We start from the raw sequence: 23033 nt of genomic DNA on the forward strand, positions 1-23033 counted from the left end.
AAAATACAATAGTTGAGCGTTGGCGTACAAACGCCGGTACTCAAAATGTTTTTTGCGCCCGCGGCGGAATTGGCAGACGCGACAGACTTTGTTTCCGCCACCTCGGTGAATTTATTGTTGATTACGGGTTTCCCGTTTTCATATATGAGGATTAAGCTTTTCTGCTCCTCCTCGGTATACCTCTGCCGTGTAAAAATCAAGAGGTAAAATTTAATATGCGGATGTGGCGGAATTGGCAGACGCGCTAGACTTAGGATCTAGTGATTTTATCGTGGGGGTTCAAGTCCCTTCATCCGCACCAAACAGTACAAATCCGAACCTTGTACCGGTTGGTAATGGGTTCGGATTTTTGATTTATTGAGACTATCCCTGTTTATACGCATTCTGTTTTCGTTCATAATACGAAGTTCAGCATATATATCTTCCGGAATGTACGGTATTAAATATCTGCCCTCTATTACCAGCTTGGCAATCACTTTTGGATCTTTTCTGTCGTTCTTGCTCGGATGATTGTCATCAAGCTCCTTTGTGCGTTTGACATGCATGGGATTGACAAACACAAATTTGATATCGTGTTCTTTCAAGTATTCAGCAAGCGTGAACCAATAATGTCCCGTAGGCTCAGCGCCTATGATAATGTTATCCTTTTGATTGGTCTTACAAATTTCAGTCAGCCATTCTGAAAAGTTTTCAAATCCATAACTTGTACTTTCAAATTTGAATACTTTTGAAAGCTCCAAACCACGCCAATCAAATGCACGGGCATAGTGCGTTTCGCTCGAAAAATCAATTCCTATAACCAAAGTTGTATTTTTACTTGACTTATTTTCTCACTCTGTGTTATACTCATCTTAGGGTTCCTCCCGTAGTAGATTTCTTTTTATTAAGGCTTTGACCCTGTGTTACATTCTAAGGGGATGAGCTCCTTTTTGTCAAACCTCATTTTTGTTACTTAACAGGAATGCTCCTATGTGTTTTTATTATTGACTGACAGGTCAATCTTATTATAACACATAGAAGGATTTTTGTTCATCGGTTAACCTTTTTTGAACCACGCGACTATCGCGTGGTTTTCTTTATACAAAAAACCGAACCTTACAAATAAGGTTCGGTTTTTACCGCACAATGAAATCTTATGCGAAAATCATATCGGAAAATCCAAAAATTCGCCGTCCGAGAAATATTTTACACTTGTAAATCCGCAATCCTCGGCAATTTTCACCGAATCGGCAAATTTATATCCGAGCGACGATATATCATCTCCGCCGCTGCCGATTATCACACTTCCGCCGTAGTTTTTTACCGCCATAATAAGATTTTTATTCGGTGTAATTTCCCTTCGGACTTTTTCATACGCAAAATGCGGACTGATTTCAAAAATCACACCTTTTTTAATAAGCGTTTCCATTGCCTCAATGGCTGGTATAAGATACCTCGAGTCGTCCTCGTCGAAATACTTATCGCCCTCGTTATACTTTGCCGCCAAGTCAAAATTTGCAATAATATCGAAATCGCACTTGCCGCACATTTTTATAACATTCTCGTAATATGCCTTGCAGTATTTATAAAAATTACCGCCGAAATGCTCTTTGACAAAGCGTACTACCGAATACTCCTCCTCGTCGGCACAAATACGCGCGCCGTCCTTTTCAACATATCCGACCGAACCGATTATATATTCATACGGCGAAAGGTCGGTTTCCGCCGAAAAATAATCATACTCACAGCCGAGGTAAATATCCATATACCCTTTCATTTCATTTTTAAGCGACAGCACACTTTCGATATAGCTTTTCTCATCCTCGCGCGCAAGAGAATTTCCCTTGTCGAAATCAATATATAACTGTTCGGAAAATCCGAGCGAGTCAAAACCTTTCAAAAGCGCGCTTGCGGCAAGCTCGCGCACGTTGAAATTACCGCCGCAAAAATTGGTATGAGTATGAAGATTTGTTCTGTATTCCATAAATTAACGTTTCGCCTTACTTTCACAATAAATACATCTGTAAACCTTGTTTTCTCTGTCGGTAAGCTTGAAAATATGCTCAATTTCCTGCTCGGTGGTTGTTATGCACCTTGGGTTTTTGCACTTTATAACATTTTTCACCGTTTCGGGCAGTGTGAGGTGGCATTTTTTCACAAGCTTTTCGTCCTTGATGATATTAACAGTAATCCCCGGGTCGATATATCCCAAAACGTCAAGATTAACGTCAATATCGTCGTCTATTTTTATAATATCTTTCTTTCCCATAAGACGGCTGTTTACATTTTTTATAATCGCAACCGAACAGTCAAGCTCGCCGAGATTTAAAAATTTGTAAATTTCCATACTTTTGCCCGCCTTGATGTGGTCGAGCACAATGCCGTTTTTTATCGAATCAATATTCATCTATTACACCCCCAAAAGCTTTAAAATAAGCGCCATACGAATGTATTTTCCGTTGAGCGCCTGCTTAAAATAGCACGCGCGCGCATCGCTGTCAACGTCGGTTGAAATCTCGTTTACCCTCGGCAAAGGGTGAAGTATGCACAAGTCGTTTTTCGCGTTTTTAAGCTTGTCAAGATTGAGAATATAGCTGTCTTTAAGACGTATATAATCTGCCTCGTTGAAAAACCTTTCGCGCTGAACCCTCGTCATATAGAGAATGTCAAGACTCGGCATTGCGCTCTCCAAGTCGCCCGTTTCAATGTATTCAATGTTCTTTTCCGCAAGCACACCCTGTTTGATATAGTCAGGAAGTGTCAGCTCGGGCGGAGAAATTAGCACAAATTTGATGTTTTTATAACGCGACATTGCATTTATCAGCGAATGAACCGTTCTGCCGAATTTTAAGTCACCGCAGAAACCGACCGTGAGATTGTCAAGTCTGCCCTTTTCGCGCTTGATTGTGAGAAGGTCGGTAAGCGTCTGCGTCGGGTGGTTGTGTCCGCCGTCGCCTGCGTTTATAATGGGAACATCGCTTTTAAACGACGCAACCATAGGCGCGCCCTCTTTCGGGTGGCGCATTGCGATTATATCAGCATAACAGCTTACAACTTTAACAGTGTCCCCCACACTTTCGCCCTTTGACGCCGACGAAGACGACGACTCGGAAAAACCGAGAACCGAACCGCCGAGCTCCAGCATTGCCGCCTCAAAACTCAAACGCGTACGCGTTGACGGCTCGAAAAACAGAGTCGCAAGCTTTTTGCGTTTGCATTTTTCCGCGTAATTGTCGGGGTTTTTAATAATATCGTTTGCCGTGTCGATAAGAGCGTCAATTTCACTTTCGGTTAAATCCAGAATATCTATAAGATTGTTCATTTTACATTGCCCCCTTTATCGGTTTATCCAGCTTTCGTCGCTCGGATTGTTGCGAAAATCTATAATTCTTTTTATATCGCTTTCCTTGATGTATCCCTCGTCGGCGGCAACAGACGCGATTGCGTCGAGATTTGTAAGGCTGACATTTTTAACATCCGCATCGGCAAGACGTTTTATTCCCTTTTCCATACCGTATGTGAATATGCTCACAATGCCGAGAACGTCCGCGCCGGCATTTCTCAAAACGTCTACAACCTCCAAAACACTTCCGCCCGTAGAGATTAAATCTTCAATGACAACAACCTTTGCGCCCTTTTCGAGTTTTCCCTCAATCTGATTGTTTCGTCCGTGATCTTTTGCGCCCGAACGGACATATCCCATAGGAAGACCCAGAATTTCAGCGCTTATCGCGGCGTGCGCTATGCCTGCCGTGCTTGTGCCCATAAGAACCTCGCAGTCGGGATAGTTTTTCTTAACCGTTTCCGCGATTGCGTTTTCAACCGTTTTTCTCACGTCGGGATATGACAAAATAAGTCTGTTGTCGCAGTAAATCGGGCTTTTTATACCGCTCGCCCAAGTGAAAGGCTCGTCGGGACGAAAGAAAACCGCGCCGATTTTAAGCAGATTTTTTGCAATGATTTTTTCCATTGTAACTCTCCTTGTTCTTTTAAAAATTTATTCTCCCAAAAATTCTTTTTTGCATCTTCTGTAAGCTTTGACAGGGTCGTCAGCCTGTGTTACGGGACGTCCCACAACAATGAAATCCGAGCCGAGTTTTGCCGCATCGGACGGTGTGGTGACGCGCACCTGGTCGCCCTTTTCGCCGTCCGCAAAGCGCACTCCGGGTGTTACGGTGATAAAATCTTTACCGCAAGTATCCTTAACCTTTCCTGCCTCAAGGGGCGAGCACACAACGCCGTCCAGTTTTGCGTCGACGGCGCACTTTGCATAGTGCATAACAACCTTGTCAATAGGCTCGTTTATAAGAAGGTCGCTTTTCATTCGTTCCTCGCTTGTGGAGGTAAGCTGTGTTACCGCAATAAGATACGGACGTGTTCCGTCGGGGCGCGTAAGACCCTTTATTGCCGCCTCCATCATAGCAACCGTGCCGAACGCGTGAAGATTTGTCATATCGACGTCAAGATGCGACAAAACACGCATTGCCTTTTCCACAGTGTTCGGAATATCGCAAAGCTTTAAATCGAGAAAAATTTTGTGTCCGCGCTCTTTTATTTCCCTCACAATTTCGGGTCCCTCCGCATAAAAAAGCTCCATTCCCACTTTTAAATACGGTTTTTCGTCCTTGAATTTGTCCAAAAATTCAAAAAGCTCGTCTTTCGTGCCAAAATCGCACGCAATTATAACGTCTTTAGCCATTGTGTGCACCTCCGATAATATCGCTTAATTTTTCTATATTATATTTTTTCATTATTTTAGGCAAATCGTTTATAATGTCACGGCAGGCATACGGATTTACAAGGTTTGCCGCGCCGATTTGAACCGCGCTTGCGCCTGCGAGCATCATTTCGGCAACGTCTTTCGCGCTTGATATTCCGCCCATTCCGATAATCGGGATTTTCACTGTGTCAAACACCTCGTACACCATTCTCACCGCGACGGGGAAAATTGCACTTCCCGAAAATCCGCCCATTTTGTTTGCAACAACGCATTTGCGCGTTTTTACGTCAATTCTCATACCCATAAGCGTATTTATAAGGCTTATGCCGTCCGCACCTGCGTCCTCGCACGCTTTTGCGATTTTCTTTATATCGGTGACGTTGGGCGAAAGCTTCATATAAACAGGCTTGTCCGTGACGCTCTTTACCGCTTTTGTCACCTCGTACGCGCTTTTTTCGTCTGTTCCGAAGCTCATACCGCCGTTGTGAACGTTTGGACAGCTTATATTGACCTCAATTATGCCGACCTGTTTTTCGCCGTTCATGCGCTCGGCAAGATATTTGTATTCGTCGAGCGAAAAACCGCTGATGTTTGCTATGACTTTCTTTTTAAAGCACTTCTTGATTTTTGGCATTTCCTCCGAAATAACCTTGTCAATGCCGGGGTTCTGAAGTCCTACGGAGTTTATCATACCTCCCGTACATTCCGCAATGCGCGGTGTCGGATTTCCGAAACGTTCTTCGCGCGTTGTACCCTTAAACGAGAACGAACCCAAAATGTTTATATCGTAAAGATTAGCAAATTCATATCCGTAGCCGAACGTACCGCTCGCCGGTATAATCGGGTTATCGAGCGTCAAGCCCGACAGAGAAACACGTGTGTCTACCATATTATTTCCTCCTTTTCAAGCACGGGACCGTCCTTGCAAATTCGTTTTGCGCCGTATTTTGTTTTGCACGAGCACCCCATACACGCGCCGAAACCGCAGCCCATTCTTTCCTCAAAGCTCAGCTGACCGCTCGTTTTCGACTCATTGCAGACCGCCTTGAGCATAGGCTCGGGTCCGCACGCAAAAAAATAGGAATATGTTTTAATCTCTTTCAGCGCGTCGGTGACAAAGCCTTTTTTACCGAAGCTTCCGTCCGCTGTGGTGACAATTGTTTTTACACCCAGTTTTTCAAATTTATCGGCATAAAACACCTCGTCTTTTGTGTTAAATCCAAGAATTACAACGGGATTTCTGCCGATTTCCAAAAGTTTTTTGCACAGCATATACATAGGCGGAACGCCGACACCTCCGCCGATTATAACGCTGTTTTCGCCCTTTGATATATCGTAGCCGTTGCCGAGCGGAAGAAGAATATCGAGCGAATTTCCGTGCGATAATTCCGACATTTTTTCCGTTCCCTCGCCCACAACCTTGTAAACCAGCGTAAGGCTTTTTCCGTCGGTATCGCAAACCGAAATCGGACGGCGCAAATACAATCCGTCAAGCTTGATGTTTACAAACTGCCCGGGTTTTGAAATCTCCGACGCGTCGCCGAAAAGCGTCATTTCGTAGACGTTTTTTGCAATTTTTCTGTTGCTTTCAATCATAAAAATTTCGCGTTTCATTTATCTGCTCCCCTTAGTCTATCTGCTCCCTTTATCCAAGCCGTCTTTCCGTTTGCAGCGGTAAGAACGCACTCGCCGAAAACATTATCGCCGTCAAACGGCGTTGCTTTTCCTTTTGACAGGAAATTTTCCGAATTTATTTTGTATTCTTTATCAAGGTCAAACACCGTGAAACAATCGTCCGACTGCGCGATGTTAAACCTCTTTTTCGGATTTTCATACATAAGCTTTATCAAAAAATCAAGCGGAAAAATTCCCGTTTTCACAAAGTTTGTATACATAAGCGGAAAAGCGGTTTCAATGCCCGAAATTCCCATAAGCGATTTTTCAAGACCGCGGTTTTTTTCGTCAAAACCGTGCGGTGCGTGGTCGGTGGCAATCATATCTACCGTGCCGTCCAAAATCCCCTCAATAAGCGCCTCTTTGTCCGAAATATCACGGATAGGCGGATTCATTTTAAACCGTCCTTCGTCCTTTAAACACATATCGTCCAAAAGAAGATAATGCGGTGCGGTTTCGCACGACACGTCAAGCCCCTCTTTTTTCGCGTTTCGCAAAAGTTCTACGCTCTCTTTGCACGAAATATGGCAGACGTGATATTTGCACCCCGTCTTTCTCACCAGCTCCAAATCGCGCTTTATCGGCAAATATTCGCTCTCGGACGAAATGCCCCTGTGACCGTTAATTTCGGCATATTTTCCTTTATGAATATATCCGCCGTTTAAAAGCGAATTATCCTCGCAGTGCGCGGATATGATTTTTCCGCACTTTTTCGCGGTAAGCATTGCCTGCTCCATAATTTCGGCACTCTGCACGCCCTTGCCGTCGTCCGAAAAGCCGATTACATAATCTTTCATTTTTTCCATTTCGCTCAAAACTTCGCCGTTTTCGCCCATTGTCACCGCGCCGTAGGGAATGACGTTAATCACAGCGTCTTTTTTTATAATTTTGCGCTCAATGTTAAGATTTTCGAGCGTGTCGGGCACGGGATTTAGATTAGGCATAGCGCAAACCGTTGTGTATCCGCCCCTCGCCGAGGCGGAGGTACCCGTTTTTATGCTTTCTTTATAAAAAAAACCCGGTTCTCGAAGATGCACGTGAACATCAATGAAACCGGGAAAAATATATAAATTATTCATTTTTGACAAATCATTTAAAAAAACACCTATTCCGTCAAGACCGGCAACATTATCAAAAACAGAATTTCTGATTTCAAAATCACACTTTTCAAAACCGCCGTTTTTAAAGATATTTGCCCTCTTAAGTATCATAAGCTGTATAACCTCCGAAACATCGTAGTAAATATATTATACAAAATTTTTATATTTTTGTCAACAATAAACGCATAAAAAATGCTTTGAGTTTTCACCCAAAGCATTTTTTCGTTATCAGTCCATATTTTTCCTTTTAAGTTCGTTCAAAATCTGCGGATAAAGCTGGCAGGTCATACCGCCGTCAACCGTGATTTCGGTTCCCGTAACGTTTTTAGCCTCGTCACTGCCGAGATACCACGCCGCGTTTGCAATATCCTCAAAATCCGAAATATCGCCGATAGGTGTAAGCGTTCCGTCCACAATTCTCTTGTCGCCCATTCCAACCCAGCGGTCGGTTTTTATTGTGCCCGGCAAAACAACGTTGCTTCGTATGCCGTACTGACCCAAATCAACCGCAAGCGCTCTCGACATTGCATTTATACCGCCTTTCGACGTGCTGTATGCAACTCTGTTCGGTATAGCGCGGTATGCGGTGTTTGAGCTGATAAACACTATCGCGCCTTTGTGATGCTCTTTCATTCGCAAAGCCGCCTGACGGATTATCATAAAATTCCAAACCAGATTTGTTTCAAAAACGCGCTGAAATTCTTCGATAGAGCACTCAAACATCGGCATACCCTTTGCCGGGTCGTTGCCGAAACCCATATCGGCCGAGTTTAAGCAAACCGTTTCAACAAAAAGTCCGTTTTTGTCAATGTCCGAAAAAATGTCTTTAACTCTCTGTTCGTCGCGAATATCAAGCGCATAGCCGTAACCTTTAACTCCATACTTTTCGGCAACTTTTTCTGCCGCCTCACTTGCTCTCTCACCGCTTCTGCTTGTAATAACAACGTTGTAACCCTCTTTTGCAAATCTCTCCGCAATCGCAAGACCGCTTCCGACGGTTCCGCCTGTTACAAATACTGCTCTCTCCATATTTTTTCACTCCTAAAAATAAAATTCTGTTTTAGCCGGTCTGATATTTGTAAGCGCACCGGTATAATGACGAAGCGTGTGCACCTGATACGGGTGTTTTGCGCACTCTTCTTCGTTTATTTCGATGCCGAGACCCGGCTTGTCGGGAATATCAATGTAACCGTTTTCATAATGCAAATCTTCGGTTGTGACATCTTTTCTGTAATCAACATCGGAATACATAATTTCAAGTATGCAGAAGTTGGGACAGCTTGCCGCAAGCTGAAGTGTCGCCGCATTTGCAACAGGACCCGACGGATTGTGCGGTGCAAACGGAATGTATCTGCATTCTGCTTCTGCCGCGATTTTCTTAAGCTCCATAATTCCGCCCGCGTGCGAAATATCGGGCTGTATGTAATCTGCCGCCATTTTGTCGAACATAGGCTTGTAATCCCAGCGTGTGTATAATCTTTCGCCTGCCGAAATCGCAACGGGAGATTTATCTCTTACCGCCTTTAACGCGTCGAGATTGTCGGGCGGAACGGGTTCTTCAAAGAACATAGGCTTGAACTGTTCAAGCTCTTTTGCAATTTTTATACCCGTGGGAATATTAAATCTGCCGTGACCCTCGATAAGCAGGTCAACCTCGTTTCCGACAGCTTTGCGCACCTCGTCAACACACTCAAGCGCAGTGTTTAAGTCTTTGTTTGAAATATCGAGATAGCTTTTGCCGAACGGGTCCCACTTCATAGCGGTAACACCGCGCTGAACGGCAATTTTCGCTTTTTCTCCGAATTCTTTCGGTGTTTTCGCGCCTGCAAACCAGCCGTTTACATAAATGCGCACCTTGTCGTTAACCTTACCGCCCATAAGCTGATATACGGGAACGTTAAGGCTTTTGCCCAAAATATCCCACAACGCGGTTTCAACTGCCGACAAAGCGGACATAAGCACCGCGCCTCCGCGCCAGTATGCGTCGCGGTAAATTTCGTGCCAGTGTTTTTCAATATTGAGCGGATTTTTGCCCACCAAATACTCTTTGATATGCTCAACTGCCCCGATAAGCGCTTTTTCTTTGTATTCCAGCGTTGCCTCGCCCACGCCGTCTATGCCCTCGTCGGTGTAAACCTTAACAAAAACCCAGTTGGTTCTGAAACAGTCCACCGCAAAGGTTTTTACGTCGGTAACTTTCATTTTTCCGCACCCCTTATTTTTATTTTCTTTTGTTATAATAATATAATTTTCAAACCAAGTCAATGGAAAATACTATAACAAAACCGACAAATCATATAATTATCTCAACTTTTTGCAAAAATAAAAAGCGTTTGTTAAAACGCTTTGAAATTTTCATTTATATTATTTATTTTTATGCCTCTAAAACCGAAACACAAATTTTCCGCACTGTGCGCGTCGCTCGACAAAATAAACTTTCCTCCGAGACTTTCGATTTTCTCTATAAAATCGGCATTGGGATACGGTGTTTTTCGGTATCCGCGCGATATTGCGCCTGTGTTTATCTCAAACGGAACACCGTATTTCACAAGCTTTTCAATCGCATTATACGCGCATTTTTTATACCGCTTATTGTTTTCGTCAAAAAACCGTCCGCCCTCGTTAAACTTTGATATAAGGTCGAAATGCCCGATTATATCGGCGTTTGTCTTGTTTACAACGTCCGAAACAAGACGGAAATACTCCTCTGCAAACGCATAATAATCACCGCCGAACTTATCTTTTGCAAGCGACTCAAACTTTTCCGCGCTCTCGTCAACCGAAAAATATTCACCGCCGATTTTGATATAATGCACCGAACCGATTGCATAGTCACAACAATCGTCCGACGTATCGGAAAAATAGTCTTTTTCAACGCCTTTTAAAATTTCGATTTTTCCGCGGTATTTTTCGCGCAGACGGTCAATTTCGTCGGAAAAAGCTTTTTCATTGCCTTTTTTTATGCAAAATTCCTCGTCAAACGGAACATACGAATGATAGACCAAGCCGATTTTTTTCATATTGAGTTTTATCGCCGAAATCACCATTTCTTCGGGCGGATTTTTGCCGTCGCAAAATGATGTATGAACGTGAAAATCATTCATTTTGTCATTTTCTCCTGCTTAACCTTGTGGTCGATAACGTTTCGCGACGCAAGCTCGTACTGAATATCTTTAAGGCTTATTCCCGTGTGCGCCATAAGCACCAAAACGTGGTAGCAAAGGTCGGCAATTTCGTAAATCGTTTCCTTTTTGTCCTCCGCCTTAGCCGCAATTATAACTTCGGTACTTTCCTCTCCCACTTTTTTTAGGATTTTGTCAAGTCCTTTTTCAAAAAGATAAGTTGTGTACGAACCCTCTTTCATCTCTTTTTTGCGGTCGAGAAGAAGGTTCATCAGCACAGAGAGCGAAAATTCGGTCATATTCTCATCGTGGCAAACCGTGTTTGTGAAACAGCTTTCACTGCCCGTATGGCAAGCAGGACCGTCCTTTTCGACAATAACGTTTAACGCGTCGTAATCGCAGTCGGCGGTAATCGACACAACGTGCTGATAATTTCCGCTTGTTTCGCCCTTTGTCCAAAGCTCGTTTCTCGAACGGCTCCAAAAACAGGTAAGCCCCTTTTCTATCGACTTTTCAAGACTTTCTCTGTTCATATACGCAAGCGTCAGCACCTCTTTTGTAATGTTGTCGGTAACTATCGCCGGAATAAGACCTTTTTCGTCGAATTTTAATTTGTTTATGTCAAAATCACACTTCATTTTTATCGCTCCTTTAAATTCTCACCAAAATTCCGTTTTCTTTAAGCGTGCGCTTTAAATCGGGAATTTCCACCTCTTTGAAGTGGAAAATCGACGCGGCAAGGCCTGCGTCCGCTTTCGGGATTTTTGTAAAAAGTTCAACAAAATCCTCTTTTTTGCCCGCACCGCCCGACGCTATAACGGGAACATTCACCGCATTGCACACCGCGTCCAGCATTTCAAGGTCAAAACCGCCTTTCACGCCGTCGGTATCGATTGAGTTTAAAACAACCTCGCCGGCACCCATATCAACGCATTTTTTAATCCACGAAACCGCCTCAAGGTCGGTTTTCTCACGTCCGCCCTTTGCATACACGGTAAATTTTCCGTCCTCGCGCTTTACGTCCGCCGAAATGACAACGCACTGATTGCCGTATTTTTTCGCCGCCTCGTAAATTAAGTTCGGATTTTTCAGTGCGCCCGAGTTTACGCTCACCTTGTCCGCACCGCATTTTAACACCCTGTCGAAATCGTCAACGGTGTTTATTCCTCCGCCGACGGTGAGCGGAATGAAAATCGTTTCCGCAACCTTTTTTAAAATATCGGTAAAAAGCGCCCTTCCCTCAACCGACGCGGTTATGTCGTAAAAAACAAGCTCGTCCGCGCCGTTGTCGCTGTAAAATTTCGCAAGCTCAACGGGTGACGAAACGTCCGACAAACCCTCGAAATTAACGCCTTTAACCACTCTGCCGTCCCTCACGTCAAGGCACGGGATAATTCGTTTTGTAATCATTTTGCCACCTCGATTGCTTCGGCAAGCGAAATTGCCTTTGTGTAGTATGCCTTGCCGATTATCGCGCCGTAAATTTCAAGATTTTTGAGCCTTTTTATATCGTCAATACTGCTCACACCGCCCGACGCTATGATATTTATGTTGAATTTTTCCGACATTTCCTTATATAAGCCGACGTTTGTACCCTGCATTGCGCCGTCCTTTGAAACGTCGGTGCAAATTACGGTTTTAACGCCGATATTCTGCATTTTTTCACAAAATTCAAACGGTGTGAATTTGCTCAAATCCGTCCAGCCTTTTATGGCAACAAACCCGTCTTTTATATCAATTCCGACCGCGATTTTTTCGCCGTATTTTTTTACCGCGCTTATCAAAAACTTTTCATCATTCACCGCCGCCGTGCCGAGAATAACGCACTTAACACCGATATTTATGTATTTTTCCACCGTTTCAAGCGTGCGTATTCCTCCGCCAACCTCGGTGAAAAGAGAAGTGTTTTTCACAATTTTTTCTATCGTGCCGATGTTCGGCGTATTGCCCGTTTTCGCGCCCTCAAGGTCTACAATGTGCAAAAACTCCGCGCCCGAATTTTCAAAATCCTTTGCAATTTCAAGAGGGTTTTCGCTGTAAACCGTCATTTTCTGATAGTCGCCCTTTAAAAGGCGGACCGCCTTGCCGTCAAACAAATCTATTGCAGGAAAAATGTTCATCTCTTATTCCCCCTTTTCGCAAAATGCGCGCAAAATGTTAAGTCCGGTATTCCCGCTTTTTTCGGGGTGGAACTGGCACCCGTACACGTTACCGCACTGCACCGCGGCGGTGAGATTTGCGCCGTATTCCGCATTTGCAATAACGCTTTCAACACAGTTTGACGCGTAATAAGAATGAACAAAATACACAAAATCGCCGTCGTTTATATACTTGAAAATTTTGCTTTTCTTATCGGTGAATTTCAGCGAATTCCAGCCGATATGCGGAACTTTTAAGTTTTCGCCGATAACGTCGGATATTGGACGGATTTCGCCTTTTATAAGCCCCAAACCCGAATATTCGCCGTATTCAAAGCTTTTGTCGAACAAAATCTGCATACCGAGGCAAATTCCCATAATCGGCTTACCTTTTTTCGCCTCCGAAACGATAACCTCGTCAAGGCGCGCGTCTTTAAGCTTTTTCACCGCGTCGCCGAACGCACCCACACCGGGGAGAATAATTTTATCCGCGGTTTTGATTTTCTCGCTGTCGCCCGTCACGCAAGCGTCCGCGCCGACGTATGCAAGCGAGCTTTTGAGCGAAAAAAGATTTCCAACGCCGTAATCAATAATTGCAATCATCAGAGCACTCCCTTTGTTGACGGAATTTCGTCCTTAAATGCGCTGTCTATCCTGACCGCGCCCGACATTGTGCGCGCAAACGACTTGAACGCGCCCTCGATTATGTGATGCGAATTTGTTCCCGAAATCTTCCTTATGTGGAGCGTGCACTGTGCAGTGCGCACAAATGCCGTGAAAAATTCCTCGCAAAGCTCGGTGTCAAACGTTCCGACCTTTTCGGTCGGAATATCGAGCGAATACGAAAGGTGTGCCCTGCCCGACAAATCTACCGCCGTTAAAATAAGCGACTCGTCCATAGGAAGAATTGTGTCGGCATAGCGCACAATGCCTTTTTTGTCGCCGAGCGCATTATAAAAAGCCTCGCCGAGTGCAATTCCTATATCCTCAACAGTGTGGTGGTCGTCAACGTAGGTATCACCTGTGCAGGTCAGCGTCAAATCAAAATGCGCGTGCTTTGCAAAAAGCGTTAACATATGCTCCAAAAATCCGCAGCCGCACTCTATTTCCGACTTTCCGCTCCCGTCAAGATTAAGCGAAAGTTTTATGTCCGTTTCGTTTGTTTTGCGCTTAATTTCCGCTGTTCTCACTTAAATTCCTCCTTTATTATTTCCTTTAATTTTCCAATAAGCACCGTCATTTCGTCCTTTGTGCCGACGGTAATTCGGTTAAAATCTTTTATCCTTTCGCCGTTAAAATGGCGCACCAAAATTCCTTTTTCTTTAAGTTTTTTATAAATTTTTTCACCGCTTATGTTTTTGTGCCTTGCAAATATAAAATTCGCCGAAGAATTTGTCATTTCAAAGCCGAGTTTTTTAAGCTCGTTTTCGGCAAACAAACGCGCCTCGATTATTTTTTTGCAGTTTTTCCGCGTGTAATCCTCGTCGTCCAAAATCCCCTCGCCGAGCGCCATTGTCATAGCGTTTATGTTATACGGATTTGTGGAAAATCTCACCGTGTTAAGGTCGGCGATAAGGCTTTTGCAGGCGATGCCGAACCCGAGCCGTGCGCCTGCCGCCGAGCGCGATTTTGAAAAGGTTTGCGTAACCAAAAGATTGTCGTATTTGTGTATAAGCGGAACCGCGCTTTCACCGCCGAAATCAACATATGCCTCGTCGATGACAACGACGTTATCGGGATTGTTTTTCACAATTTCTTCAACCTCGTCAAGCGTCAGCGCAATGCCCGTCGGCGCGTTGGGATTTGCAATAAACACCGTTGCGTTTGCGTTAAAATAGTCCGAAATATTTATTTTAAAATCGTCGCCGAGCGGAATTTTTTTGTACGGAACGCCGTTATAATCGGCGAAAACCTCATAAAAACCGTATGTTATATCGGGAAAAACCGCCGTTTTTTCCTTGTCGCAAAACGCGGAAAAGGCGAAGTTCAAAATTTCGTCCGAGCCGTTGACCGCCATAACCTCGTCTTTTTCAACGCCGATAAGTTTTGCGAATTTTTCGTTTAAACCCGTACATTCGGGGTCGGGATAAAGCATAAGACGTTTAAAAATGTCACTTACTCCTGACACCGCTTTGTCCGACGGCGGAAAAGGCGACTCGTTTGTGTTTAACTTTATATATTTTTTGTCTTGAGGCTGTTCGCCGGGTGTATACGGAACAAGTTTTTCAAATTTCTGCGAGATAAATCTGCTCATTTTTATTCCTCCAGCCTTATAACCGCGCTTTTCGCGTGCGCCGTAAGTCCCTCTTGCTCGGCAAAATACGCAACGTCGTACGCAACTTTTTTGAGTGCGTCCGCGGTGTAATATGTATACTGCGTCTTTTTGACGAAATCGTCCACCGAAAGCGGACTCGAAAACTTCGCCGTACCGCTCGTGGGAAGTGTGTGATTTGCGCCTGCAAGATAGTCACCAAGCGCCTCGGGGCAGTTTTTGCCCATAAATACCGAGCCTGCGTGACGTATTTCGTCAAGATAATCGAACGGGTTGTCCACGCAAAGTTCCAAATGCTCGGGCGCGATTTCATTTGCAATGTCAATCGCGGTTTTTATATCGTCCGCAACAATAATTTTGCCGTTATTGTCAACAGACGCGCGCGCGATTTCCGCCCGTTTAAGCATAGGAATTTGAAGTTCAATTTCCTTTTGAACCGCCTCGGCAACCTTTTTTGATGTTGTAACCAAAACCGCGCTCGCCATTTTGTCGTGCTCGGCTTGCGAGAGAAGGTCCGCCGCCGCGTATTTCGGATTTACCGTTTCGTCGGCAACAATTAAAATTTCGCTCGGGCCTGCCACCATATCAATGGAAACCAAGCCGAAAACCTGTTTTTTCGCCTCGGCTACAAACGCGTTTCCGGGGCCGACGATTTTGTCCGCTTTTGGTATGCTCTCGGTGCCGTATGCAAGCGCTGCAATCGCCTGTGCACCGCCGACTTTGAATATTTTGTCAATGCCGGCAATGTGCGCCGCCGCAAGAATTACGGGATTTACACTGCCGTCGGGGCGCGGAGGTGTGACCATAACAAGGTTTTTCACGCCCGCGATTTTTGCGGGAATTGCGTCCATCAAAACTGTTGACGGATATGCCGCCGTACCGCCCGGAACATAAAGACCGGCGCAGTCTACGGGAATGATTTTCTGACCTGTCACAATGCCGTTTTCGTCGTTTATGATAAAACTTGTGCGGACTTGCTTTTCGTGAAATTTTCTTATGTTCGCCGCCGCTTTTTTAAGTATGTTTATAAATTTTTCGTCCGCCGATTTTACCGCGTTTTCAATTTCATCGGCGCTCACGGCAAACGACGAAAGCTTTGCCTTGTCAAACTTTTCGCAGTATTCAAAAAGCGCCTTGTCGCCGTTTGTTTTAACATTTTCTATAATTTCGGAAACAATGCCCTCAACGTTTGTTTTAACACTTCCGCGCGCGAAAATATCTTTGTTTTCAACCTCGCCGTATTTTAAAATTTTAATCATTTTTAACCTCCAGATGACCTGCGATATTTTCAATCATATCGGTTTTGAATTTAAAGCTCGACTTGTTTGCGATAAGCCGTGCGCTGACGGGGAAAATCTTTTCTATAACCTCAAGATTGTTTTCCTTTAAGGTCGTGCCCGTTTCCACAATGTCCACAATAACGTCCGAAAGCCCCAAAATCGGTGCAATCTCGATAGAGCCGTTGAGATGAATTATGTCAATATCCCTGCCCTTTGCGCTGTAATAACGCTTTGCACAGTTTGAAAATTTCGTTGCGACGCGGAGCGTTTTTCGGTTTTCGTCAAAAAAGCCTTTTTTCGCCGCGACGCACATATCGCATTTGCCGATATTAAGGTCTAAAAGCTCGTAAACATCAGGCTCGTATTCAAGCAAAATATCCTTCCCGGCAATGCCTATTGCCGCCGCACCGCGCTCAACGTAAATCGAAACGTCCGACGGCTTAACCCAAAAATAGCGGAGCTTTTTTTCGGGATTTTCAAAAATGAGTTTTCTTGTATCATCCAAAACCGACGGACACTCAAATCCTGCTTTTTCAAACATTTTGTAAACCTTTTCGCCGAGTCTTCCTTTGGGAAGTGCAATATTTAAAAAATCACTCAATTTTTTCCAATCCTCCTTTTCCGAGCTTGTAAAGCGACACATAGCGCAGATTTTCGGGCATTTTCTTTTGCGCCGAAACAGTTATGTTTTTTGCGGTCAATGTGTCTACGGCATTTTTTACCGTTTTTGCGTCTGCCGTTTCGTCATACAAAACAAGCGCGCCGACGTCGAATTTTTCCTCGTCACCCGGCAGACGTTCAAGCAAATCGAGATACACCGCAAAGCCAACCGCACTTGAATTTTTCTTCATTTTGCGCATAAGTCCGTCATACTGACCGCCCGACAAAATGCCCGTGGGAATGGTGTTTATAAAGCCTTTGAACACAACTGCGCTGTAATAGTTTATATCGTGAATAACCGAAAAATCGAAATGTATCCGTTCTTCAAGTCCGCTTCCGTCAAAATAATCGGCGATTTTTTCAAGTTCGGAAACATACGGCGAAATTTTGTCAAAATCAATTTCTTTAAGACCGCGAACCACCTTTTTCATACCGCCGTAGAGCGACGCCGTTTTAACGAGAATTTCCGTCGCTTTTGCGTCCGCATTTTCCGACGCGCAAACTCTTTTTATGCCCTGGATATTTTTTTCGCCGAGGCATTTTAAAATTTCTTTTTCACCGTCAGCCGAAATCGAAAGCGCCTTTATTTCCTCCGAAATAATCTCCATATGCGAAATATCGAGAATAAAATCCTCCGAAATGCTTTCAAGACTTTTTGCCGCAAGATAGAGCGTTTCGCAGATGATATACCCGTCAACGTCGCCGATACACTCAAGACCTGCCTGCATAATTTCTTTGAACGACTGTGTGCCTTTTGAAACACGGTAAACGTTTTCGTTATAGTAAACCTTTTTAACCGAGCCGTCAATGTCGGCGCTGTCCTTTATTATAGAAAGCGTAACGTCGGGTTTTAACGCCATAAGCGCACCGTTTGTGTCTGTAAAAGTAATGATACTGTCCGACACGAGAAAATCTTTGTTGCGCGTGTATAAATCGTATTCTTCAAATTTGCTCATTTTAAACTGGCGGTAGCCGTAGCTTTCGTATAAACTGCGCAGTTTAAAAATTGCCTTTTCTTCGTTCCGTAAGATGTACTCCATTTTATTTTTCTCCCTTTTCAAGCCTTTCGAGCGCCGCTTTATATCCGCCTGTGCCGTATGTGAAGCATTTGTTTACACGGCTTATTGTAGCGGTGCTTGCACCTGTTTCCTTTGAAATTTCAATATAGCTTTTGTTCTGCTGTAAAAGCTGTGCAACTTCAAGACGCTGTGAAAGCGACTGAATTTCTTTTATTGTGCATATATCTTCAAAAAACTTGTAACATTCCTCCACGTTTTTCAAGGTCAAAATCGCCTCAAAAAGCTTGTCTGTAAACTCCGAATATTTTTTTTCCATTTATTTCACGTTCCTTTTTAAGAAAGTATATCTTATACTTTAGCATTTTACCACACTAAATTGCTAAAGTCAAGTGATATAACAAAAATTTTACAAAAATATATCGTACATTAAAAAAACAAGGCTCAAAAACCTATGTTTTCAAACCTTGTTTTCAAATTATTGCAGCTTATTTCACTTTTGTGATAACTACTTTCTGTTCTTTTTCAATCCATTCAACGCTTGCGCCGAGTTTTTCCGAAATAAATCTTATAGGCGTATATGTGCGGTCGTTCTCGATAAACGCAGGACTGTCGAGTTTAACGCTCTCGCTGACATTCTCTCTGTTTACCTGTGCAAGTTCCGCACCGATTGTGATGAGGATAACAACATCCTCACCCTTTTCATTTTTGCCCGTAATTGTCACAAGCTGATTTTCGCCGTCCCATTCAACCTTTGCGCCCAAGTTCTCGGCAACAAATCTTGCAGGAAGCATTGTTCTGCCGTTAACAATTTTGGGAGCTACGTCGTTTGTTTTTTCCGCTCCGAATACCGTAGCGGATTTATCATCTATTGTGAGAATAATCTCGTTTGACGAAACCGACGGTTTATCCGTTCCGATTTCCGTCCAGCCGGCATAAAGAGTGATACTTGTTATAACATTTTTGGAAAAATCGTATTTTGTTGTAAGGTCTTTGTCGGAATACCAGCCTGTAAATTCAAAACCGTCTTTTGTCGGGTCGCTCGGCTCTTTTGCCGTGGAATTTCTCGTAACGGTCTGTGTTGCAACTTTGCTTCCGCCGTTTGTATCAAAGTTTACGGTGTAACGGCTTACGCTGTCACCGCCTCTGTTTGTGCTCTCCTTACTTCCCGTTGCGGGATATTCAGCCTTCGCAATGCCTGAATTTTCCGCATTTTCAACCTTTTCCGCACCGCTTAATTCATAGCTGTTTTCCGCAATGCCGTCAAGAGTATAATTCTTTTTCGGTGTAATTGTTATTTCTGCACTGTAAACGGTGTCGTATTCAAATTTTCCGACAATTTCGGGCGTCCATACAACCGTTGCGGTGTATTCTTCTGTTTCAATATCCTTCTGCGGTACGGCATTTTTAACCGGCGCGTCAAGCGGAATTGATTTGCTTATTGTCTTGGGAAAAATTTTAAATTCAACAGGGTCACTCACAAGTTTGTTATATTCCGCAGACTGTGCAACTGTCGCTTTAACATAATATGTGCCTGCGTCTGTCGGTACATCGTCGGTGTATGTGCCGTTTTCTGCATTTGAATATGTAAATTCAACCTTGCCGTATTCCGCCTCCGCGGTCGGAGCTTTGGCATCTCCGCCGTATGTCCGGTTTTCTATCGCAAGCGCTTTTGTAAACTTATTATCCTTGCGCGGTACCGTATTTTCTTCCCAAACCGCATAAAGAACAGCACTGTCGGAAAGTTCTATTTCATCATTTGGCTGATACTGTGCCTCGGTTGCGTCTTTTGCGGCTGCCCAGCCTAAAAAGTTGTAATTATCGCGCGTGGGTACAACACTGCTGATTGTAAACGTCGCTTTTTCGCCTACAATAACATCTTTGCTGTCGCCTGCAAGTGCACTGTTTTCATCTCCGCCGTTAACGTCGTAGCCGAAATAAACGGTTTTTGTTTCGTCCTCTTCGCCTTTTATTTTCGTAAGTTTTATCTTATTATCTTCAAGTTTAAGATAAAATCCCTCGTTGCTTAATTTAATTTTTGCCATATCGTTTTTGGTGAGAACAACACCGTCCGACGCGGTTGCAATAACTCTGTCCTCCGATGTATTTTCTACGGTGAGCAGGATTTCGTTTTTAACATCTGAAGTAAGTTCTATAAATTTGTCAACAGCAGTGTCACTCATCATATGAATATCATTGTTGGTATCTATATTTGCTGACCCGCCGATTTTCAAAACTGCATTTTTTCCGTATTCACAGCTGTGAAAAATTGCCTTGCCCCTTTGCTCATCGCCGGCTGTTGTGTTGTTTGTTATTTTTCCGCCTGTTATTATGGTTTTGCCGTACGACGAATTGTAAATCGCACCGCCTTTTGTTGACGAATTATTTCGGATTGTTCCGTAGTTTATTTTAAGCGTTCCCTCTCTTACATAAAAAGCACCGCCCCCGAAACTCGCCGTTTGGTCCAAAGTTTTGTTGCTCTCAACCGTTCCGCCGTTCATAATAAACTCGGCATATTCGTCAAGAAATACCGCTCCGCCGTAACTTCTTGCCTCACAGTCTGCGATAGTTCCGCCGTTCATTGTGAATTTTCCGCCTGCCATATATACGGCGGCGCCCCGAACTCCGCCTCGGTATATTTCACCTGTTTTCTTATGTTTTACAAGCGATGCGGCATTCGATTCCACTTCTCCGCCTTTAACATATATAGCAGAACACTTGCGTTCTTCTCCATCGCGGTCCGAAACAACAATATTATCACCGTCGATTACAACACTGTTAAGCGTAAGCTTTGCACCGTTTTCAACTATTAAAATATTTCCTGTATTGCTTGTTCTTTTAAGTGTGCCTGCGCCGTTTGTCCCGTTATTTATTGTAACAGTGCCGTTAATTGTTATCGGGCCGTCTATGTTTACAACGCCGTTAACGGTAATTGTCACGTTTCCCGAAATTGTAACGTTTCCTTTTGTTTCGCCGTCATTCCAATCTTCGTTTGACGTGATGTCCGCAGTTTCAACGTCTGCATACACCGAAAAACCGCTCGGCAGCAACGTAAACATCATTGCAAGCGTCAAAAGAATTGTTAACACTCTGTTAATTTTCATTTGCGTTTCCTCCCAAAAATGTAATTTAAAATTTTAAAACTTCCCTTGTATTTACATACAATTTGTAGTATCATAGATATTATACACCGTACATCAATGTACGATGCAAGTGTTTTACGGAGAAAATTTTATGAATAACGAAAAAAATTTATTTTCAATAGGTGAAATTGCAAAAACAATAGGAATTACCCGAAGAATTGTATTAAATTACGAGGAAAAAGGGCTGATAACCTACGACGTTAAAAACGGCGAAAACGGCAATCGATATTATACAATGGATACGTTTGCAAAAATCCATACAGTCCGAAATTTGCAAAAGCTCGGTCTGTCGCTTGACGAAATACACGGCTATCTCGACGGCACGGCGGATTTAATGATGATGATTCACCGTCTGGAGGCTATACGCGACACGCTTAATCTCAATATTGAAAAACTTTATGAGCGCGCAGGCGGTCCGACAGATGATGTGAAAAAAGTTTCAATTTATAAACAAAAGGTGTATTGCCGTACGTATACCGCAGAAACCGTCGCCGAAAAAACCGACCTTTTACGCAAAACAGCGCTTGAGGCGACGCGTATTTACGGTGCGGACACAACAAGGCGAATGTATTTTATAGAGCATACGTTTTCACAGTCCGGCACGCTCGCGTTCTGTGCCTCTGTGCCGTATCGGAGCGAGGGTGAAAATATCGTTGAAATACCGACGTTTTCCGCAATATGTATGTATCATCACGGTGCGTACGAAAAACTTCCCGAGGCAGTTGAAAAACTTGTTAAATATGCCGAAAAAAACAGAATACAAATTTTGGACAAATGCCGTTTTGCCTTTCTCGAAGGCCCTCCCCAGCATAGGAAAAAAGATAAATTTATAACACAGGTTATTATCCCGATTAAGGAAATTTGACAAAAACAGTAAAAATTTTTTCGGAGAAGAAAATGGTGTAAATAACGCAACCGCGCCGTCAGGCGCATACCGCAAAAGGTTGGTAGTGAACCAAAGGAGTTATAAGCGCGCTTGCAAGCGAATAGCCGACGTGAACGTGACCTTTTGCGGAAAAGGAGGAGCAGAAAAAAGCCAACGCCGTCAGGCGCACAGTCGCAAAAGGTTGGTAGTGAGCCAAAGGCGTTATGAGCGCGCTTGCAAGCGAATAGCCGACGTGAACGTGACCTTTTGCGGAAGAGGAGGAGCAGAAAAAAGCCAACGCCGTCAGATGCACAGCCGCAAAAGGTTGGTAGTGAGCCAAAGGCGTTATGAGCGCGCTTGCAAGCGAATAGCCGACGTGAACGTGACCTTTTGCGGAAGAGGAGGAGCAGCGGCGCGGGTGACTGATTTTTTTATGAAATAAAAAAATCGGAACAAGCAAAGCTTGCTCCGACGTGGTGACCCGTAGGGGAATCGAACCCCTGTTATCGCCGTGAAAGGGCGGTGTCTTAACCGCTTGACCAACGGGCCGAAATTTAAAACGCTCGGTTATTATAGCATATAAAACCTTGCTTGTCAATAGTTTTTAGCGTTAAATTTCGTCAAAATAAACTTTTATATAAAAAAGTATTGACAAACAAACCAAAATAGTGTAAAATAATTGAGTTAATGTCGAATTTGACATATCCTTGCTCTCAATTTTTTTGAGGGCCAAAGACCAAAGGGAGGTGACTTTTAGATGGAAAAAATCGTAAACAAGTACGAAACTATCTTTGTTGTTGACACAAGCATCGGCGAAGAGAACGTTACAGCAGTAGTTGAAAAGTTCAAAGCTATGATTGAAAAGGCAGGCAGCGAAATCACTGTTGAGGACTGGGGCAAGAGAAGACTTGCATATCCCATCGAGGACAGAACAGAGGGTTATTACACTCTTATCAATTTCACAGCCGAACCCGAGTTCATTAAAGAGTTGGATAGAATTTACAACATCACTGACGGTATTTTGAGAACCATTACCATTAAAAAATAAGTAAAGTTGGTGACAG

At 43.7% G+C, this 23033-nt stretch carries 26 protein-coding genes and 2 tRNA genes; 3 read left to right on the forward strand and 25 right to left on the reverse strand.

All coding sequences use genetic code 11. From position 1 onward, the window contains the following. The first annotated feature begins 217 nt into the window (after nucleotides 1-217). Nucleotides 218-301 (forward strand) — tRNA-Leu (locus H8706_RS02550). Here H8706_RS02550 and H8706_RS02555 read toward each other — a convergent pair. The 23 genes from H8706_RS02555 to H8706_RS02665 form a co-directional block, all read right to left on the reverse strand. After that, nucleotides 267-803, reverse strand: a complete 537-nt coding sequence (locus tag H8706_RS02555) for an IS110 family transposase (RefSeq protein ID WP_262431383.1) — start codon at nucleotides 801-803, stop codon at nucleotides 267-269. The two genes, H8706_RS02550 and H8706_RS02555, sit on opposite strands and share 35 nt — an antisense overlap. Nucleotides 804-1144: 341 nt before the next feature. Then, nucleotides 1145-1963, reverse strand: coding sequence for a PHP domain-containing protein (locus H8706_RS02560; RefSeq protein ID WP_262431384.1), 819 nt, complete (start codon nucleotides 1961-1963; stop codon nucleotides 1145-1147). A 3-nt stretch (nucleotides 1964-1966) separates the two neighbouring features. Continuing rightward, nucleotides 1967-2386: an aspartate carbamoyltransferase regulatory subunit gene (locus H8706_RS02565; protein ID WP_178348606.1), complete on the reverse strand. Its 420-nt coding sequence runs from the start codon at nucleotides 2384-2386 to the stop codon at nucleotides 1967-1969. Nucleotides 2387-2389: 3 nt separating this feature from the next. After that, nucleotides 2390-3301, reverse strand: a complete 912-nt coding sequence (pyrB, locus tag H8706_RS02570; RefSeq protein ID WP_262431385.1) for an aspartate carbamoyltransferase — start codon at nucleotides 3299-3301, stop codon at nucleotides 2390-2392. A gap of 15 nt (nucleotides 3302-3316) precedes the next feature. Beyond that, the gene (gene pyrE, locus H8706_RS02575; RefSeq protein ID WP_178348604.1) at nucleotides 3317-3949 is read right to left on the reverse strand and encodes an orotate phosphoribosyltransferase; all 633 of its coding nucleotides are present in this window, start codon (nucleotides 3947-3949) and stop codon (nucleotides 3317-3319) included. Nucleotides 3950-3976: 27 nt separating this feature from the next. Further along, nucleotides 3977-4678 (reverse strand): orotidine-5'-phosphate decarboxylase, encoded by a 702-nt coding sequence (gene pyrF, locus H8706_RS02580; protein WP_262431386.1) that lies wholly within the window; start codon nucleotides 4676-4678, stop codon nucleotides 3977-3979. Continuing rightward, entirely contained in the window at nucleotides 4671-5588 is a 918-nt protein-coding gene (locus H8706_RS02585) for a dihydroorotate dehydrogenase (RefSeq protein WP_262431387.1), read from the reverse strand. Before H8706_RS02585 ends, pyrF begins: the two co-directional genes overlap by 8 nt. Beyond that, nucleotides 5582-6313 (reverse strand): dihydroorotate dehydrogenase electron transfer subunit, encoded by a 732-nt coding sequence (locus H8706_RS02590; protein ID WP_262431388.1) that lies wholly within the window; start codon nucleotides 6311-6313, stop codon nucleotides 5582-5584. Before H8706_RS02590 ends, H8706_RS02585 begins: the two co-directional genes overlap by 7 nt. After that, a complete protein-coding gene (locus H8706_RS02595; protein WP_262431389.1) occupies nucleotides 6310-7584 on the reverse strand; it encodes a dihydroorotase in 1275 nt (424 codons plus the stop codon). The genes H8706_RS02590 and H8706_RS02595 overlap by 4 nt, the downstream gene beginning before the upstream one ends. A 117-nt stretch (nucleotides 7585-7701) precedes the next feature. Continuing rightward, on the reverse strand, nucleotides 7702-8502 hold the full coding sequence (locus tag H8706_RS02600; RefSeq protein WP_262431390.1) for an SDR family NAD(P)-dependent oxidoreductase: 801 nt from the start codon (nucleotides 8500-8502) through the stop codon (nucleotides 7702-7704). Between the two features lie 12 nt (nucleotides 8503-8514). Further along, nucleotides 8515-9675, reverse strand: coding sequence for a galactonate dehydratase (gene dgoD / locus H8706_RS02605; RefSeq protein WP_178348598.1), 1161 nt, complete (start codon nucleotides 9673-9675; stop codon nucleotides 8515-8517). A gap of 134 nt (nucleotides 9676-9809) precedes the next feature. After that, the gene (locus H8706_RS02610) at nucleotides 9810-10577 is read right to left on the reverse strand and encodes a histidinol-phosphatase (protein ID WP_262431391.1); all 768 of its coding nucleotides are present in this window, start codon (nucleotides 10575-10577) and stop codon (nucleotides 9810-9812) included. Beyond that, nucleotides 10574-11233: a bifunctional phosphoribosyl-AMP cyclohydrolase/phosphoribosyl-ATP diphosphatase HisIE gene (gene hisIE / locus H8706_RS02615; protein ID WP_262431392.1), complete on the reverse strand. Its 660-nt coding sequence runs from the start codon at nucleotides 11231-11233 to the stop codon at nucleotides 10574-10576. Before hisIE ends, H8706_RS02610 begins: the two co-directional genes overlap by 4 nt. Before the next feature lie 13 nt (nucleotides 11234-11246). Then, nucleotides 11247-12005 carry an imidazole glycerol phosphate synthase subunit HisF gene (gene hisF / locus H8706_RS02620; RefSeq protein ID WP_178348595.1) on the reverse strand — a complete coding sequence of 253 codons (759 nt, stop codon included), beginning with the start codon at nucleotides 12003-12005 and terminating at the stop codon, nucleotides 11247-11249. After that, entirely contained in the window at nucleotides 12002-12715 is a 714-nt protein-coding gene (hisA, locus tag H8706_RS02625; protein WP_262431393.1) for a 1-(5-phosphoribosyl)-5-[(5-phosphoribosylamino)methylideneamino]imidazole-4-carboxamide isomerase, read from the reverse strand. The genes hisF and hisA overlap by 4 nt, the downstream gene beginning before the upstream one ends. A gap of 3 nt (nucleotides 12716-12718) precedes the next feature. Then, nucleotides 12719-13336: an imidazole glycerol phosphate synthase subunit HisH gene (gene hisH / locus H8706_RS02630; protein WP_262431394.1), complete on the reverse strand. Its 618-nt coding sequence runs from the start codon at nucleotides 13334-13336 to the stop codon at nucleotides 12719-12721. Continuing rightward, nucleotides 13336-13923 carry an imidazoleglycerol-phosphate dehydratase HisB gene (gene hisB, locus H8706_RS02635; RefSeq protein ID WP_262431395.1) on the reverse strand — a complete coding sequence of 196 codons (588 nt, stop codon included), beginning with the start codon at nucleotides 13921-13923 and terminating at the stop codon, nucleotides 13336-13338. Before hisB ends, hisH begins: the two co-directional genes overlap by 1 nt. Then, the gene (hisC, locus tag H8706_RS02640; RefSeq protein WP_262431396.1) at nucleotides 13920-14987 is read right to left on the reverse strand and encodes a histidinol-phosphate transaminase; all 1068 of its coding nucleotides are present in this window, start codon (nucleotides 14985-14987) and stop codon (nucleotides 13920-13922) included. Before hisC ends, hisB begins: the two co-directional genes overlap by 4 nt. A 2-nt stretch (nucleotides 14988-14989) precedes the next feature. After that, nucleotides 14990-16264: a histidinol dehydrogenase gene (gene hisD, locus H8706_RS02645; protein WP_262431397.1), complete on the reverse strand. Its 1275-nt coding sequence runs from the start codon at nucleotides 16262-16264 to the stop codon at nucleotides 14990-14992. Then, nucleotides 16257-16886 carry an ATP phosphoribosyltransferase gene (gene hisG, locus H8706_RS02650; RefSeq protein WP_262431398.1) on the reverse strand — a complete coding sequence of 210 codons (630 nt, stop codon included), beginning with the start codon at nucleotides 16884-16886 and terminating at the stop codon, nucleotides 16257-16259. Before hisG ends, hisD begins: the two co-directional genes overlap by 8 nt. Next, nucleotides 16879-17985, reverse strand: a complete 1107-nt coding sequence (locus tag H8706_RS02655) for an ATP phosphoribosyltransferase regulatory subunit (protein WP_262431399.1) — start codon at nucleotides 17983-17985, stop codon at nucleotides 16879-16881. The genes hisG and H8706_RS02655 overlap by 8 nt, the downstream gene beginning before the upstream one ends. Nucleotide 17986: 1 nt before the next feature. Continuing rightward, nucleotides 17987-18280 (reverse strand): YerC/YecD family TrpR-related protein, encoded by a 294-nt coding sequence (locus tag H8706_RS02660; RefSeq protein WP_178348587.1) that lies wholly within the window; start codon nucleotides 18278-18280, stop codon nucleotides 17987-17989. A 169-nt stretch (nucleotides 18281-18449) separates the two neighbouring features. Beyond that, nucleotides 18450-21065, reverse strand: coding sequence for a stalk domain-containing protein (locus H8706_RS02665; RefSeq protein ID WP_262431400.1), 2616 nt, complete (start codon nucleotides 21063-21065; stop codon nucleotides 18450-18452). 130 nt (nucleotides 21066-21195) lie between these two features. Here H8706_RS02665 and H8706_RS02670 point away from each other — a divergent pair, with 130 nt between their 5' ends. Further along, nucleotides 21196-21969, forward strand: coding sequence for a MerR family transcriptional regulator (locus H8706_RS02670; protein ID WP_262431401.1), 774 nt, complete (start codon nucleotides 21196-21198; stop codon nucleotides 21967-21969). 58 nt (nucleotides 21970-22027) lie between these two features. On the opposite strand, the gene H8706_RS02675 is transcribed toward H8706_RS02670, so the two are convergent. Together H8706_RS02675 and H8706_RS02680 are read right to left on the reverse strand one after the other, a co-directional pair. Then, the gene (locus H8706_RS02675) at nucleotides 22028-22429 is read right to left on the reverse strand and encodes a hypothetical protein (RefSeq protein WP_262431402.1); all 402 of its coding nucleotides are present in this window, start codon (nucleotides 22427-22429) and stop codon (nucleotides 22028-22030) included. A 14-nt stretch (nucleotides 22430-22443) separates the two neighbouring features. After that, nucleotides 22444-22518, reverse strand: a tRNA-Glu gene (locus tag H8706_RS02680). A gap of 208 nt (nucleotides 22519-22726) precedes the next feature. Between H8706_RS02680 and rpsF the strand changes: the two genes are divergently transcribed. Further along, nucleotides 22727-23017, forward strand: a complete 291-nt coding sequence (gene rpsF / locus H8706_RS02685; protein ID WP_178348583.1) for a 30S ribosomal protein S6 — start codon at nucleotides 22727-22729, stop codon at nucleotides 23015-23017. The last annotated feature ends 16 nt before the right edge of the window (nucleotides 23018-23033 follow it).

The sequence above is a fragment of the Qingrenia yutianensis genome, assembly GCF_014385105.1.
Lineage (GTDB): Bacteria > Bacillota > Clostridia > UMGS1810 > UMGS1810 > Qingrenia > Qingrenia yutianensis.

Bases quoted from the DNA above. Each gene is read 5' to 3' on its own strand.
- H8706_RS02600 (WP_262431390.1), bottom strand. From the start codon at position 8,502: ATGGAGAGAGCAGTATTTGTAACAGGCGGAACCGTCGGAAGCGGTCTT.
- H8706_RS02655 (WP_262431399.1), bottom strand. From the start codon at position 17,985: ATGGAGTACATCTTACGGAACGAAGAAAAGGCAATTTTTAAACTGCGC.
- H8706_RS02565 (WP_178348606.1), bottom strand. From the start codon at position 2,386: ATGAATATTGATTCGATAAAAAACGGCATTGTGCTCGACCACATCAAG.
- pyrE (WP_178348604.1), bottom strand. From the start codon at position 3,949: ATGGAAAAAATCATTGCAAAAAATCTGCTTAAAATCGGCGCGGTTTTC.
- H8706_RS02660 (WP_178348587.1), bottom strand. From the start codon at position 18,280: ATGGAAAAAAAATATTCGGAGTTTACAGACAAGCTTTTTGAGGCGATT.
- hisA (WP_262431393.1), bottom strand. From the start codon at position 12,715: ATGAACATTTTTCCTGCAATAGATTTGTTTGACGGCAAGGCGGTCCGC.
- pyrF (WP_262431386.1), bottom strand. From the start codon at position 4,678: ATGGCTAAAGACGTTATAATTGCGTGCGATTTTGGCACGAAAGACGAG.
- hisC (WP_262431396.1), bottom strand. From the start codon at position 14,987: ATGAGCAGATTTATCTCGCAGAAATTTGAAAAACTTGTTCCGTATACA.
- rpsF (WP_178348583.1), top strand. From the start codon at position 22,727: ATGGAAAAAATCGTAAACAAGTACGAAACTATCTTTGTTGTTGACACA.
- hisF (WP_178348595.1), bottom strand. From the start codon at position 12,005: ATGATTACAAAACGAATTATCCCGTGCCTTGACGTGAGGGACGGCAGA.
- dgoD (WP_178348598.1), bottom strand. From the start codon at position 9,675: ATGAAAGTTACCGACGTAAAAACCTTTGCGGTGGACTGTTTCAGAACC.
- H8706_RS02560 (WP_262431384.1), bottom strand. From the start codon at position 1,963: ATGGAATACAGAACAAATCTTCATACTCATACCAATTTTTGCGGCGGT.
- pyrB (WP_262431385.1), bottom strand. From the start codon at position 3,301: ATGAACAATCTTATAGATATTCTGGATTTAACCGAAAGTGAAATTGAC.
- H8706_RS02595 (WP_262431389.1), bottom strand. From the start codon at position 7,584: ATGATACTTAAGAGGGCAAATATCTTTAAAAACGGCGGTTTTGAAAAG.
- hisH (WP_262431394.1), bottom strand. From the start codon at position 13,336: ATGATTGCAATTATTGATTACGGCGTTGGAAATCTTTTTTCGCTCAAA.
- H8706_RS02585 (WP_262431387.1), bottom strand. From the start codon at position 5,588: ATGGTAGACACACGTGTTTCTCTGTCGGGCTTGACGCTCGATAACCCG.
- H8706_RS02610 (WP_262431391.1), bottom strand. From the start codon at position 10,577: ATGAATGATTTTCACGTTCATACATCATTTTGCGACGGCAAAAATCCG.
- hisIE (WP_262431392.1), bottom strand. From the start codon at position 11,233: ATGAAGTGTGATTTTGACATAAACAAATTAAAATTCGACGAAAAAGGT.
- hisD (WP_262431397.1), bottom strand. From the start codon at position 16,264: ATGATTAAAATTTTAAAATACGGCGAGGTTGAAAACAAAGATATTTTC.
- H8706_RS02665 (WP_262431400.1), bottom strand. From the start codon at position 21,065: ATGAAAATTAACAGAGTGTTAACAATTCTTTTGACGCTTGCAATGATG.
- H8706_RS02670 (WP_262431401.1), top strand. From the start codon at position 21,196: ATGAATAACGAAAAAAATTTATTTTCAATAGGTGAAATTGCAAAAACA.
- H8706_RS02590 (WP_262431388.1), bottom strand. From the start codon at position 6,313: ATGAAACGCGAAATTTTTATGATTGAAAGCAACAGAAAAATTGCAAAA.